Origin of the sequence: Paenibacillus silvestris, from assembly GCF_009882985.1 — a bacterium.
Lineage (GTDB): Bacteria > Bacillota > Bacilli > Paenibacillales > NBRC-103111 > Paenibacillus_E > Paenibacillus_E silvestris.
This window is the reverse complement of the sequence record NZ_WTUZ01000004.1, coordinates 142,731-156,815: the sequence shown is the minus strand read 5'-3', so window position 1 is coordinate 156,815 and position 14,085 is coordinate 142,731. Positions and strand designations below refer to the sequence as shown.

General features: G+C 48.5%; 10 protein-coding genes. 3 read left to right on the top strand and 7 right to left on the bottom strand.

Annotation, left to right across the window (positions count from 1 at the left end; genetic code table 11):
- The first annotated feature begins 38 nt into the window (after nt 1–38).
- From GQF01_RS01745 to GQF01_RS01735, 3 genes are all read left to right on the top strand, one after another.
- Nucleotides 39–1,775, top strand: coding sequence for an AraC family transcriptional regulator (locus GQF01_RS01745; RefSeq protein ID WP_161405147.1), 1,737 nt, complete (start codon nt 39–41; stop codon nt 1,773–1,775).
- A 182-nt stretch (nt 1,776–1,957) separates the two neighbouring features.
- Nucleotides 1,958–2,971: an ABC transporter substrate-binding protein gene (locus GQF01_RS01740; RefSeq protein WP_161405145.1), complete on the top strand. Its 1,014-nt coding sequence runs from the start codon at nt 1,958–1,960 to the stop codon at nt 2,969–2,971.
- Nucleotides 2,972–3,007: 36 nt separating this feature from the next.
- Nucleotides 3,008–3,763, top strand: coding sequence for an IucA/IucC family C-terminal-domain containing protein (locus tag GQF01_RS01735; RefSeq protein WP_161405196.1), 756 nt, complete (start codon nt 3,008–3,010; stop codon nt 3,761–3,763).
- Between the two features lie 499 nt (nt 3,764–4,262).
- Here GQF01_RS01735 and GQF01_RS01730 read toward each other — a convergent pair whose 3' ends face one another.
- From GQF01_RS01730 to GQF01_RS01700, 7 genes are all read right to left on the bottom strand, one after another.
- Nucleotides 4,263–6,029, bottom strand: a complete 1,767-nt coding sequence (locus tag GQF01_RS01730) for a sensor histidine kinase (protein ID WP_161405143.1) — start codon at nt 6,027–6,029, stop codon at nt 4,263–4,265.
- A complete protein-coding gene (locus GQF01_RS01725; protein ID WP_161405141.1) occupies nt 6,026–7,648 on the bottom strand; it encodes a response regulator transcription factor in 1,623 nt (540 codons plus the stop codon). Before GQF01_RS01725 ends, GQF01_RS01730 begins: the two co-directional genes overlap by 4 nt.
- Nucleotides 7,649–7,856: 208 nt before the next feature.
- Nucleotides 7,857–8,783, bottom strand: coding sequence for a glycoside hydrolase family 43 protein (locus GQF01_RS01720; protein WP_161405139.1), 927 nt, complete (start codon nt 8,781–8,783; stop codon nt 7,857–7,859).
- Nucleotides 8,784–8,847: 64 nt separating this feature from the next.
- Nucleotides 8,848–9,678: a carbohydrate ABC transporter permease gene (locus tag GQF01_RS01715; RefSeq protein ID WP_161405137.1), complete on the bottom strand. Its 831-nt coding sequence runs from the start codon at nt 9,676–9,678 to the stop codon at nt 8,848–8,850.
- Nucleotides 9,675–10,625 carry a carbohydrate ABC transporter permease gene (locus tag GQF01_RS01710; RefSeq protein WP_161405135.1) on the bottom strand — a complete coding sequence of 317 codons (951 nt, stop codon included), beginning with the start codon at nt 10,623–10,625 and terminating at the stop codon, nt 9,675–9,677. The genes GQF01_RS01715 and GQF01_RS01710 overlap by 4 nt, the downstream gene beginning before the upstream one ends.
- A gap of 89 nt (nt 10,626–10,714) precedes the next feature.
- Complete coding sequence (locus GQF01_RS01705; RefSeq protein ID WP_161405133.1) at nt 10,715–12,130, bottom strand: ABC transporter substrate-binding protein; 1,416 nt, start codon at nt 12,128–12,130, stop codon at nt 10,715–10,717.
- 231 nt (nt 12,131–12,361) lie between these two features.
- Nucleotides 12,362–14,077 (bottom strand): glycoside hydrolase family 2 protein, encoded by a 1,716-nt coding sequence (locus GQF01_RS01700; protein ID WP_161405131.1) that lies wholly within the window; start codon nt 14,075–14,077, stop codon nt 12,362–12,364.
- Nucleotides 14,078–14,085 lie beyond the last annotated feature (8 nt).

Below are 14,085 nucleotides of genomic sequence, written 5' to 3'. Positions count from 1 at the left end.
GGATAAAAGATGGACCTGAAAGGAGCTGACTTGAAGCTATGATTGTGGAAAATCACCTTACACTTTGGAGCCTTGTATCTCTGAAAGTAATCGATGTGCAGCGTACCGAACTGCCGATTGGCGAGCATTCTCACACATCCCAGCTTCTGTCGAGTGCTCTGGTATACACGGTAAAAGGTCGAGCTCTACTCACTCTTGACGGAGATGAGCACCAAGTTGAGAATGGCTATGTTTGTCATGCTGGTAAAGATACCGTTCTTTCTATTATGGAAGTCACTGACCCTTTGGAATATTACAGCATTTCGTATAAAGCCACTCTGCCCATGCCGTGCAGCCAAGATGTGCTTGAGTTGCTGGCTCGTACGGAACCGTTTGATAGCCAATATGGATTTGTGGTCAGTCATGCTGCCCCTCTACTCATCTTCCTATCTCGTATGGAACAGGAATGGGGACAATCGGGAGCAATGGCGAAGCTGCAGGTGAAATCGTTATTTTATCAATTGATCTGCGAACTGATGGGCCAAATGCAGCACCAGCAACTGGAGCCAGCTTCACCAGATATGGTGCTGCAGGTTGTCAAATATATGGATGAACATTATTTCGAATCAATCACAGCAGACACACTTGCAACGCTATTCAACAGCAGTTCTCGGACCATGCAGCGGATGTTCAACAAACGGCTGGGTCTTGGGCCAATTGACTATCTGATGCAGATCCGAATAGACAAAGCTAAGGAACTACTTTGTAGTACGAATTCAGGTCTTAAGGATATCGCCGAAGCAGTCGGTTATGTAGATAACTACTATTTCAGCCGACTATTTAGGCGTTACACGGGCGTTTCTCCAAGCATGTATCGGGAATCGATGCAACAAGCCAGAGGGGATGAACCGGAGAAGAAAGCAGCGGTAGATCCGCTGGATAGACCTATCCGTCGCTTATTGCGGACGATTATTCATCTTAGAGGCGAGATTCTGCTCCAACGGCAGCCTGAGAGAATTGCTGTACTGGATCCGCAGTTTATGGATCATATGCTAGCTTTAGGTGAACAGCCGGCTGGCAGCGTGCTGGACCCTGATGATCTAAGCAGCTTTCCAGAGTATCTGTTCGGAAAACTTCGTGCAGTCAAGCCCTTGGGAACGATGCGTGAGCCCGATCTCGAAGCTCTGCGTTCATTGGCACCCGATCTGATCATCTGCACCGAGGTTCAGCAAAACTTGTATGCAAGTCTCACGCAAATAGCACCGACCATCATGCTCAAGCGAAATCGCGATTGGAGAGAAACATTGCGTACCTTCGGGCGGATTATGGGTAAGAAACAGGAAGCGGAACAAGTTCTACAGCACTATAAACACAAAATTAACGGGTTGAAATCACAACTCGCAACCAAGCTGCATGGGCAGTCTGTAACGATGATTAGACCTTTGGACAATTCGATTAGACTGCATACATCAGCTCATCGTACGGCGGCGATTCTATACACCGATCTGGGGCTCTATCCGCCGAAGCTGGCAGTCGACCGCAAAAGGACCAGTTCCCTGATCTCTCTGGATGGGTTGCCAGAGGTAGATGCGGACCATTACTTCGTATTGACCAACAACCAATTTAAGGCGATGTCCGATGAGATCCAGACCACGGCAACTTGGAAAAGTCTACGTGCCGTGCAGCAGCAGCATGTTTATCAAGCCAAATCGAGCATATGGATTGCTTATTACGGCCCTATCGCGATGAATCAGGTGGTCGATCAAGTGGCGAGTGTTTTCTTGGATGCCAAATAATCTCTATCTTATATAAGCACTGTTGTTCCGGATCAGAGGATCCGAGCAACAGTGTTTTTGGTGTCGCCACAATCCATGGCGTATTGGCGCAAATATCCATGGAAGATAACCGAGCGAATCGTTATAGTATTGTAAGCGACGATGAGTCTCATTCTCAATAAAAAGCGGAGGAATTATATCATATGTATCCAAAAATCAAGTTTATATGGACATTTAGCCTGTTAGTCAGTCTGGTCATCATTCTAGGCGCATGCTCAAATAACGCCACTCAAGGCAGCACGAATGCTGGGGGAGAAGCAACGAACCAAGCTCAAACCAAGAATAATGAGCCTGTACAAAGCAGTCCCGCAGTGAAGTCAGAGCTCGCAGCACCAGTTACAATTAAGCATTTAAAAGGTGAAATGACACTCAAGGAAGTACCAAAAAAAATTGTCGTGCTTGACGTTCAGTTCGCGGATCAAATGATTGCATTGGGCGTTAAACCGACAGGCAGCGTAATAGCTGAAACCGACAACGGACTCCCTCCTTATTTGGGTGATAAGATGAGCAATATCCCCTTACTAGGAACCTATTTGGAACCAAATATGGAAGGAATCATTGCCTTAGATCCGGATCTTATCATCGCTACGGATGCCCACAATAAGATATACGATGATTTAGTAAAAATCGCACCGACGATTATCCTACAGCGTACTGAGGACTGGCAGACTGTCCTGCTGAAGTTTGGGCAAATCCTGAACAAGCCACAAGAGGCGCAGAAGTTGGTTAATGGTTACAAACAAAAGGTGAGTGATCTGAAAACGGCATTGGCAACCAAAATGAAGGGCCAAACCGTAGCCTTGATCCGTCCTAGAGATAAAATGATTCGTCTCCAAACGACATCACATCGCACATCACAAATTTTGTACAATGATCTCGGCCTCACTCCACCGCAAATGGCTAACAACGCTAAGGATACAAGTGTAATGATTTCGCTTGAAGTTCTGCCAGAATTGACTGCCGATCATATGTTTCTGCTTCAGGACGATACGAACTTGGAGCTAACAACTAAATTCCAGGAATCCGCGATTTGGAAAAATCTGAAGTCCGTTAAGGACAACCACGTATATTCGGAAAACACAGCGCAGTGGATCGGTTATTATGGTCCCATTGCCATCAATTTAATTATCGATCAGATTGCTACTGCGCTCAAATAAATCTTTTTGAACACAGATTACTAGGGGGAATTGTGTATGAATAAGCAGTCGCAGCTCGCGCTGGATGAATGGGATTACTTGAGCCACCAATTTGGCTTGCGTGAATATGGTGCAACCCGCCCTGCTCATTCGGCGAATGCCCTGGACCTGCTGAACGAGGAGATGTGCTCCGATTATCTGGACCAGCTGAGTGTGCTTCTGCAGTCCCCGTCAAGAATGATCACAGCCTCGCAGTTCTTTAAACGATACGCCGCCTTAAGCGCTGTTCCGCAGCTATATGCCATGACCGTGTACAACAAGGGGCTGAATTTAGCTGCCGAAAATTGCTTTCTTGAACCGGGTCGCTCCTGGCTGGAGCATGTCGGTCTTGCCGATATGGATGTGGTAGTCCCCGAAGCTGGTGAGCGGCACGTTTGGCGCAATAGGGTTATATCTGCAATATTTGCTGAGAATATAGGGAAATTGATAGCGGTCATGTCGAAAGTGGCCAACGTACCAAAATCCATATTATGGGAAAATGTTGCAGTGCGTATCTTCTCCTTATACGAGAAACGAATTGGGATAACGGGCGAACAGCAGGAGCAGTCCCGTGCAGATTTTCAGTATGTGGTTCATCAGGCTCCCGGCGCTTTGTTCGGGGAAAAACAGAACCCATTAAGCCGCTTTTATCGCAAATCGACACTCACATCTTTGTCTACTACACCTTTGCGAGTCCGCAAAACCTGCTGCTTTTACTATGAGGTCTCCAGTGTCAAAGAGTACTGTACCGGCTGTCCGAAGGTGAAAAGTTAACAGCATAAACGATAATATTAAAGCGCCTCCCAACTCCCTGGGCGGCGCTTTATTTCTCTCCAAACTTTACCAATAATAATCGCACAATATGGATGTGTATGTGCCGTAACGCACAGAACTCGTTCTTTTGATCATTGTGTGTAAACGAAGATGAGGACGTTGCTACACCAGTTGCTGGTATTGGTAATGAAGCTGCTACCCAAGATGGGCAGAAAGAAGGGCTTTAAAGGGAAATTCTACCGTTATTTCAAGCGTGTCCTAGCTTAGCAAGCTAGTTAACTGGAAAAACTCCCGTTAATTTGCTCGGTCACCCCCTCTTTCTAGCACAATCGCCCCCATTAGCAGGAGAAACTCCATCTATCCATGCAAAAGCCACATTCTTGCACTAAATAACTGGAATATTTCCCTTTATTTTGAAGATGATGTCCCCTACGTTCTAGAAAAGAGGCTGTCTCTCGGTCATTCAATGACTTTGGGACAGCCTCTAACCACGTCTGTGTCACTTAAGCGGTAGTTGCACGGTAACAGACGTTCCTCCGCCTAGCGCGGATTGAATTCGGATACCATAAGCCTCACCATAGGCTAGTTGAATACGTGAAATCGTATTCTTAATGCCAACGGATGCTGATTCCTTATAGAGAATAGCATCGATGCCGTCCTTGCTGATCCCTCTTCCGTTATCACCAATTTGGAAAAACCGGCTCTCATCCTCCGTCCAACCGCGGATTGCAATGATGCCGCCTTCCTCCAGACCGCTGAAGCCATGTAAAATCGCGTTCTCCACGAACGGTTGGAATAACAGCCTCGGCAGCTTCCCTTCGTAGAGCGAAGGCTCTATTTCATAGGTGACGCTGAATTTACCTTCAAATCGCGCTGACATGATGTAAAAGTAATTCCGCATCCATTCCAGCTCTTCCGACAAAGAGACAGCTCCCCAATCCTTGCGGGATGTGTAGTGAAGCATGCTGGACAAGCAAACGAGCATTTTGCTGAGTTCCTTCTGGTTGTTCTCGATCGCAGTCCAGTTCATGATATTAAGCGTGTTGTACAGAAAATGTGGATTCATCTGCATGTTCAGCGCGTGGATCTCTGCTTCTTTCTCCTTCAGCTTAATCTCGTAATTTTCCTTGACTAGCAGCTGAATACGATCGTTCATGCGATTGAAGCGCTGTGAAAGAAGACCGAATTCATCGTTCCTGTCCACCTCAACCTGCTTCTGGAAATCGCCTTCCCCCACAGAACGCATCGCACTAATCAGCTTCTTAATCGGCACTGTGACATGCCCAAGGATGAAATACGCGAACAACAGCGCAACACCCCCGAGCGCCAGCGCGCTGACAAGTGTCGATGTGCGGATGACGGGAACCAGACTTCCGACGAGCGCGGACTCCGGCGTAATGACGATCGACAACCAGCCCGTCACCGCCGAACGGTCAAAGACGACGATCTGATTGGCCCCGTTCAGCTTAAGTCTCGTCGTCCCGCTGCCTTGCGCACGGAAGGCGCCGACCCAGTCTTGCTTATACGTTCCGGTGACTTGCGACTTGTCACTTGATGCCACCACAACATCGTCTGGGTCCAGCACCATGTATGTCGATCCTGCGGGAATGCTCTTCTCGAAGAGATCATCGAGTACCGTAGATTTGTAGCTGATCGTCAGCACCGGACGCTCCACGTTAGGTTTAAGCTTCACCAAGGAACTGTCCTGCAGGTGAGAGAAGTTCAGCAGCCGAGTGGCTGTGAATAAGTAGCGGTAGTCGAACGTTCCGTTCTTAAGCCAGGGCTGGTCGAACATCTTGATAAAATCGTAGGTCGGGTACCAAACCATTTTCCCTGCAGCCTGCTCGGCCGCCTTATAGATCTGCGACTTTGCGGGGTCTCCTTGGGGCATCGCTAATAGGCCAAAGCTGTAGTAGCTCGTCCATAGCTGCGCAGCGTACACATCTTCGTTCTGGGAGAAATATTTGCTCAGAATCGCCGTGACTTTGCGGTCGGCAGCGACAAGTTCCTCTTCGGCTTCCGGGTTGAGATTGTTAAAGATTTCGAACAAATCCTTGTCCACAAACAAGGATCGGCTATTCTGATCTGCAATTCCAAGCTTCGTATTGATCACGTCGTTATTCTTCTGTACGACAGCATAAACGTTCTTTTGGGCTTGCTCTGTGACAACGTTCAGGCTCGTTCGGTAGAAGATCGTACTCAGGACGAGGAGCGGCAGCGCGATGAGAATTAAGTAACTCAGCAGCAGTCTCGCTTTGAATGTCATGCGTTCTCCTCACTTCCAGCCGATGGAGAGGGGATTCGCTTATATGCTTCGGGAGACAATCCCACCTGTTTCTTGAACATCCGTGTAAAATATTTCGTGTCCCGGTAACCACATTGCTCCGCGATCTCGTAAATCTTGAGCTGCCCCGTGCTAAGGAGCTCCTTGGCACGACGCATGCGAGCTTCCGTAAGGTGGTCAGAGAAGGATCTCCCCGTCCTGCTCTTAATTAACGTGCTGAAATAGGAGGGGTTAAAATGAAACCGCTCAGCCGCCATTTCGAGCGTTAGATCCTCATGGAAATTCTGCTCAATCCAACCGGTGCAATCTTCCATGATCAGCTCATTGCGATCTTGCTTCCTTATCATCATCGAACGCTGCACCTTCTCCAAGCTCTGGAGCAGCAGCGCCATGAGCTCCTCGCTGCCACGGCACATCGGGATGTCCGAAACGACAGCTTCCGTAATGGCAATCCCGACATCCCGATCGACGATTTCCTTGGTCCGGCTCTTTATCTTCATCAGCGTCAACGACGCGTAATCCTTCATGAGCTTCGGATCGGTGTTCCCATCGCTTGCGAGCTCACGGAAGGCTGTGCGGCACATGACTTCGGCAGCATCCATCGTCGGATCTTGCAGTGCTTCGAACAGCTGCTCCCCGTCCAGCCGAAATGACGTCGTCACTGACAGGACAAGCTCCACGCTGCTCGTAACCCCTTGCCAGTCCGCGTGGAATGTATGTGAGAGCGCTGTTTGCGCATGCTGATATAGCTGCGGAATATCCGTTGACTTATCTGCTTCCAGTGGTCTGCACCCAATTCCGTGGAACAAACGGCCATCCGCTTCACCGTGCTGAGATATCGCTTGCAATAAAGCACGAATCTTCGGTATCAACATGGGCAGTCGTGCCGGTTCGTTCAACTTGATCGCGGTGACAACCCGGGCTCCCTGATTCGGTACGGTTTGAAGTGGGAAAGCACAAACTTGACCGAAGCCCGCTCCCAGCTGGTTCAACTGGTCCGCCAACAACTCCAGAGACATGACCGGGTAGTCCCCAGTGTTGCTGCCAGTGCCGATTTCGGACAGAATCATCAGATCGACTTCCTGCAGCACCGCCCAATCGTCCAACCGTTCGCCTTCGCCCGGGGACAACTCGCCACTCAGCCACTGATGAAGCAATTGGCTTCTATATGCAGAGGAGGTCAGCTGCAATCTTTGCTTGAGGTCGGCGGTCTCACCCTGTTCCACAATTTCCGCTGCCAGCTTCTGCTCGATCCGCTGAAGCAGATCTTCCACCTTGTCCGCGTCAACCGGCTTCAGCAAATAATCGCTGGCGCCATAACGCATCGCGGTCTGGGCATAATCGAACAGATTGAAGGCCGAAACGATGACAACCTTCGTCTGTATTGCCTCCACTTCCAACCACTTCAACAAGGAAAGCCCATCCATGTTCGGCATCTGAATATCGCTGAGAATGACGTCCGGCAGCTCTGAGCGAATGCTTGCGAGCGCGACTTCCCCGTCCTTCGCCACCGATACATGCGCATGCGGACGCATCGCCTGAACCATCGCAGCCATGCCTCTCAAATGCCGTGGTTCATCGTCCACAATGAGAATTTTCACCCTGCACCCTCCTCCTCTCCACAATCTGTCCGATCAATTTCTACTACAGTACTACGTAATCCAAGCCTTGGATAGAGGGGGCACAAACTCCGCTGCCTACTTTTCCAGCTGCAATTACGCTATTTACCAAATTCTAGCCTGCAAAATAGACAAGCTCTTGTCGTTCATCAACGACAAAAACTTGTCTATGAATAGCTTTTTACGGCTCTTATCCCTCTTTTAACGGACGCGCAGCTACTCCCTCAAAAGTTAACTGCACCGGTCGAATACGGCCATCTTCCTCGATGTACATGCGATCGATACACACAACCCGATGGTTCGCATCCGTTTCCGATAACGGTCTCCGGTGATACACGATGTACCATTCGTCAGTGTCCGGCACCTGAATAATCCCGTGATGTCCTGCGCTAGTTGCGACATCCTTGTTCTGCTGCAGTATTTTCCCTACTCGATTGAACGGACCTACGGGCGATTCCGCTATCGCATAAGCAACGGAATAATCCGGGCCGCCCCAGCCACCCTCTGCCCACATGAAATAATAGAGTCCGTTTCTCTTAATCATGCACGGTCCCTCAACGAAAAGTTCAGGTGTAATTTCCTTGAACGTCTCTCCATCATCGAAGGCTCTAATGCTGATCATATCCTCATTTAATCTCACGACATTACAATGACCCCATCCGCCGTAGTATAAATACACGCTGCCGTCATCGTCGATATAAACATGCGGATCGATGGGTTGGGCGCCGTGATAGAATTGATCGATCAGAGGCTTGCCTATTGCATCCACGAATGGGCCTTCAGGTCTGTCGGAGACAGCCACGCCAATGCCACCGAGCTCATCATTGCTCTGGATATCATTCGCAGCGAAATAGTAATAATATTTTCCATTCTTTTCGATTGGAGATGGAGCCCATAAGGCTCTCTTTGCCCATGATATATTGTTCATTTTCAGTATGCGCTCTACCTTCGTCCACGCCACCAAGTCTTCCGAATAGAAGGCATCGAAGTATGTTTGCTCATCATAGGGTGCTGAATAGGTCGGGTAGATCCAATACTTTCCTTCGAAAATTCTGGCTTCTGGATCCGCATACCAACCCGGAAAGATCGGATTCCCCGATCGCTTTATTTCATTCATTTTGCGAGCCTCCTGATTATCGATTATCGTAAGCCACTGCTCGGCAGCGGCAAACAATCATACCTTATCCTTTCAACCCCGTAAGCGTAATTCCTTCGAGGAAATAGCGCTGCCCTACCAAAAAAACAAGGATGCATGGCAATACGACGACCGTTGATGCTGCCATAAGCAAGTCCCACTGCGCTGTATAGCTGCCTTGAAACATCTGCAAGCCAAGTGCAAGTGTGAACCGGCTATCGCTTTTCAAATAAATAAGCGGTCCCATAAAGTCATTCCATGAACCCAGAAATGTAAACAGAGCAACGACAATAACAGCAGAACGGCTGAGTGGCAGAATGATTCGCCAATAGATTTGAGTATAATTTGCCCCGTCCACAAACGCCGCCTCATCGAAATCCTGTGGAATCGTCATATAAAATTGACGAAGCAGGAAAATATTAAAGATACCTCCACCGAAATAAGCAGGAGCAATGAGCGGATAGAAGGTGTCGTAAAAGCCGAGCGTCTTCCAGCCGATAAAGCTTGGAATAAGGGTAACTGCTCCCGGCAGCATCATGGCGGACATCAAGATGGCGAACACCACCTCGCGCCCCTTCCAACGGATGCGTGAGAAGCCAAAGGCTGCAACCGTGCTGGAAACAACGGTGCCCAGTAAAACTGCGGCAACAATAATCAGCGTATTTTTGAAAAAAGCGCCAAATGGAACGACCGTAAGGGCATTTTTGAAATTTTCGAAATGAAACGGCTTGGGAATCCACTGCGGCGGCATAATGAAGATTTGGGATAAATCCATAACCGAGCTGCGCAGCAGCCAAATGAACGGCACGATAAACATGACGGAAACGATGACAAGGGCCGTAAACCCTCCTAGAAGCTTAAGTCTGGACTCTCTCATGCGCGATCCCCCTCATAATGAACCCAGGATTTCGAGGTTTTGAAGATCAGAAACGAAAAGATCATAATGATGACGAAGAGCACCCACGCTAGTGCTGAGGCGTAACCCATCTCCGAATCGCGGAATGCCGTGCGCCACAGGTAGAACACGAAGAACAAGCTTTTGTTATTCGGTCCCCCTTGCGTCAAAATATAGGCCTCACTGAATACTTGGAAAGAACCAATAATTGTCATGATCGTATTAAAGAAAATCGTTGGCGTCATCATCGGAATCGTAATATGCCTCAGCTTCTGATACCAGCCTCCACCGTCTACATCAATAGCTTCGTAATAGCTTGAAGGAATGCCAGATAATCCTGCCAAAAATATGATGACGGTTCCGCCTATCCCCCATAAAGTCGTAAGCACAATGGAGGGAATTACACTGCTTTCGCTGAACAACCAAGCGCTGGTAGGCAGATGCAATTTTTCCAACACGGTATTAACTAAGCCCAGATCCGGATTCAGCAGCCACAACCAAATCATCGAAGAAGCGACCGCCGGCACAATGCTCGGCAAGTAGATGATCGTCCGGAATGCGGAGCGGCCTTTCACATTCATATTTAGCAGAATAGCCAAGAAAAACGAAAAGATAATAACCGTCGGCACACGCAGTACAACGAAATAAAAAGTTGTGCCAAGCGACTGGTAGAACAGTTCATCTTCACCCGAAAACAGCTTGATGTAATTGGCCAGTCCAATAAAGTTTGTCGTATCCTTGAAGACGTTGTAGTCCGTTAAACTAAGATATAAACTCGCAATCATGGGTCCCAGCGTAAAAATAAGGAAGCCCACTATCGCCGGCGATGTGAACAGCAGGCCATAGAACAGTGCCTTCCGTTCCCGCTTAGTGCTTGTGCTCCGTGACGCAACAATGGCCTTCTGATTGTCTAGTGCCGAAATTTCCATGCCGTATTCCTCCTATCTATGGCAGAGGACAACGCCTTTGGGAAGAAAGGGCCGTTGTCCTCAATTGGTCATCTGCTATTTCCGATTTGCTACTTAACGTCGCGTCGCCCCTGTACATGTTCCTGCGCTTTCACAGCAACCGCGTCTAGTGCCTCCTTGGCTGATTGCTTGCCAAGCCAAACTTTATCCAGTGCCGGATTAATATCATCCATGATTTTGCTGAAGTTTTTAACATAAGCCGTTGGTGTAGCATGGCTATGATTAAGCAGCATATCAATAACGGCTCCTTGGTAACCAGACGGACGCGAAGGTAGATTTTTCGTCCATTTCGCTAACTTCTCATCATTTGTATACCAGTCTTTGTGAGCAGGCATCAATGTGCCAGCCGTCAGCAAATCCAAGGATGCTTCCGGATCAAGCAGTGCCTTGAGCAGCTCCCATGATTCCTGCGGATGTTTAGTCGTCTTGAAGATGGAGAACATCGCGCAGACAACCGTCGTAACCGGCTCTTTCATAACAGGCAGAACACCCACATTAAAGTTGAACTTGGACTGCGCGAGCGCTGTACTCGCCCATTGTCCGTCAATAGCCATGGCTACTTTCTTGGTTTGAAGTGCTACGTTTGTACCAGGAATATTTTTGGCTTGCAGCGCTGACGGGGCAACATGATGCACGTTGATCAGATCAGCTAATTTCTGTATGGCCTCCGCTGCTGCCGGCTCATTAATCGCTAGCGTCTTGCCATCTGCCGACAGAAAGTCTCCGCCGTTTGAGTAAATAAAGTTGCTGTAAGCCCCCCACCAAGTCGGAAGGTTGATGCCGAACTGCCGAATGTTCTTCGGATCGAACCCTTCCTCCGTCGCGTTCTTCCCTTTACTGTCAATCGTCAGCCGCTTGGCAATATCTACGAATTGATCCCAATTCCACGCTTTGGAGGCGTCCGAAGGCGGAGGTTCAATTCCCGCTTCCTTAAATACATCTTCATTGTAGAAAAGACTGAATGTTTCCGGCCCCGATGCGATCCCGATCACATTCCCGGGTTCAAGCGAATACGTGATGTTCGGTACCAGTACATCCTTATTAATTTCCTTATCTTTTGCTAGAAAATCCTGTAAATTAAGGAACTTGCCTTGTTCGGCAAGAGGGAAAGCAATGCTCCCTGATTCCATCATCGCTACATCCGGTACATCATTGCCGGCAACCATTGTAGTCAGCTTAGTATCGTAATCCGCTGAGATGGCTTGGAAATCTACTTTAATATTCGGATGCGTCTTTTCGAACTTCGTAATAGCAACCTTGTATGCGGCCAGATCATCTGGAGAACCCCAGCCCGTAAACCGAAGGGTAATGCGCTCACCATTGTTAGCCGTACTAGTTGCAGCGCCTGTAGAGCTATTCGTATTTGAACTTCCGCTATCCGATTTCGTACAACCAGATAACACGAGAACAGTCGTCAGAATGAAAACCAAACATATAGGGATAAGTTTCCAGCGATTAATTGACATCAATTCGAGCCCCTCTCTACTTCCTTCTCATGTGCTCATAGCTGCAGTCTATGACTTCCTTCATTGTAAAAGATAGAGAGCGCTTACGAAACCCGATCATTTCTAGAATGGTGGACTTTTATTGCTTGTTACGTTGTGGAGCCTATAATAGGTTGGAATTCTATAAAAAAAGATGACCCCTGTACAATACAGGAATCATCTTTGGTTTTACAATGGTTTTTACTTTATTTATTAAACTCGGCTCGACGGACACCCATAATATTTCTTTACAACATCATAAGCCAGTTTCGGCCGTCTGTACTCATCGACGATCCCTTTACTATTCTTAACCATGGCTCGTGTCAACAGCCAGCCTGTCGCTTCAGTAACCCTGCAGTCGCAGAACTGCCAGATAAATGTGCCTGATACATAAGGTCGAGAAGCATAAGCAGCCAAATTCAGTTCTAGAATGTCTCCTTGGCGCTCCTCAGAACCCTTAACCCGAATCGGGGACCGGAAACCATAATATCCGTCCGCCCCGAACTCGCTTATGATCATCGGCTTTCCTCTGCCTCCATTCTCTTCGGCAAACGCCCGGATCCGGTCGCATAACTCCCCTGGATCTTCATCGGTGTACCACTGTGGATACAAATTGACGGAAACCATATCTGCCAGATCGAAGCACATCTCCTTTTCCCTATGGTGTGAAGCGAAAGTCAGTGGTCGGCTTGCATCCAACTCGCGGATTTGCTGCATTTGCCGCTGGTAATGCTCGCGTCCACCCGCTGAATCGCTTGCGCACTCGTTGAGAACGGCCCACAAAATAATAGATGGGTGGTTGATGTGCTGCTCCACCATTTCCCGGTTCACCGCTTCGCATTGGCGGATAAAATGAGGATTACTCATCTGCTCCAAGCTGAGCCCCCGCGCATGGTTCTCCTCCCAGACGAATAAGCCCCGTTCATCGCAAAGATCAAGAAACCGCTCGTCATTCGGATAGTGGCTCGTTCGGACAGCATTCGCTCCAGTTCCGACCATTAACTCCAAATCAGCTACCATCAATGACAGCGGAAGCGAGGGGCCGGCAATAGCATGATCTTCATGGCGATTAAATCCTTTCAAGTAGATAGGATCATTGTTCACCGTTATGCTTCCGTTTCTCACCTCGACGACGCGGAATCCGACCCTTTCTACCAAATCATCGACCGGTAATTCCTTCTTAACATCATACAAATCAAGTCGAAGCTCATACAGTTGAGGATCATGAGCTGACCATGGGCGGACATCAGGGAAGCGGAATGATTGAGTCACACTCGTCAAAGAGCCCACCCCCGGCTGCACTTCAATTAGGCCAAAATCAAGCTTAGTGGACGCAAGCTGCCCTATCAACCGAACCGTTTGCTTTTGTTCCAATTCGTTCTGAATGATGGCAGTAATATGTGCCTTCCAGCCATCTTGATCCGAGTGAGGTATGAACTTAATAGCTTCAATCGTACAGTCCCCTATATTTTCCATAGCCACAGGTCGAATCAATCCACCATAAGTATAGTAGTCATTGGGGATGTGCAAGGAAGAAGCTGCACTGAACGAATTGTCCACCTCGACGATCAGCTCATGCAGCCCCGGCTGGACATCGTGCACTTTCGCCGTAAAGGCTGTATATGCATTGTAATGTTCAGCTATCAAAGCACCGTCGAAGAACACTCTAGCTGTGTGGCTGACGCCCTTAAACTCGAACCGCAATGAGGTTATTGCGTCAATCTGGATCATTCGTCGATAAGCTCCTCGCCCCCGATAGGAGGCAAGCTCTGGGTGCTGCTCCCAGCAGCCGGGCACAACAAGCCTATACGTGTATCCCACAGTACCGGGAGCAGGAATCTCCTCATCAGGAGCTAACGGGATGAAATCCCACAAACCCTCCAATTCGGTCACTTGTCGAACATAATGCGTCTGAAACAGCCTGATCATGCTATCCC

Excerpts from the sequence above, each read along its gene's own strand:
- GQF01_RS01740 (WP_161405145.1), top strand. The coding sequence starts at position 1,958 with ATGTATCCAAAAATCAAGTTTATATGGACATTTAGCCTGTTAGTCAGT.
- GQF01_RS01730 (WP_161405143.1), bottom strand. The coding sequence starts at position 6,029 with ATGACATTCAAAGCGAGACTGCTGCTGAGTTACTTAATTCTCATCGCG.
- GQF01_RS01735 (WP_161405196.1), top strand. The coding sequence starts at position 3,008 with ATGAATAAGCAGTCGCAGCTCGCGCTGGATGAATGGGATTACTTGAGC.
- GQF01_RS01715 (WP_161405137.1), bottom strand. The coding sequence starts at position 9,678 with ATGAGAGAGTCCAGACTTAAGCTTCTAGGAGGGTTTACGGCCCTTGTC.
- GQF01_RS01705 (WP_161405133.1), bottom strand. The coding sequence starts at position 12,130 with ATGTCAATTAATCGCTGGAAACTTATCCCTATATGTTTGGTTTTCATT.
- GQF01_RS01700 (WP_161405131.1), bottom strand. The coding sequence starts at position 14,077 with ATGATCAGGCTGTTTCAGACGCATTATGTTCGACAAGTGACCGAATTG.
- GQF01_RS01710 (WP_161405135.1), bottom strand. The coding sequence starts at position 10,625 with ATGGAAATTTCGGCACTAGACAATCAGAAGGCCATTGTTGCGTCACGG.
- GQF01_RS01745 (WP_161405147.1), top strand. The coding sequence starts at position 39 with ATGATTGTGGAAAATCACCTTACACTTTGGAGCCTTGTATCTCTGAAA.
- GQF01_RS01720 (WP_161405139.1), bottom strand. The coding sequence starts at position 8,783 with ATGAATGAAATAAAGCGATCGGGGAATCCGATCTTTCCGGGTTGGTAT.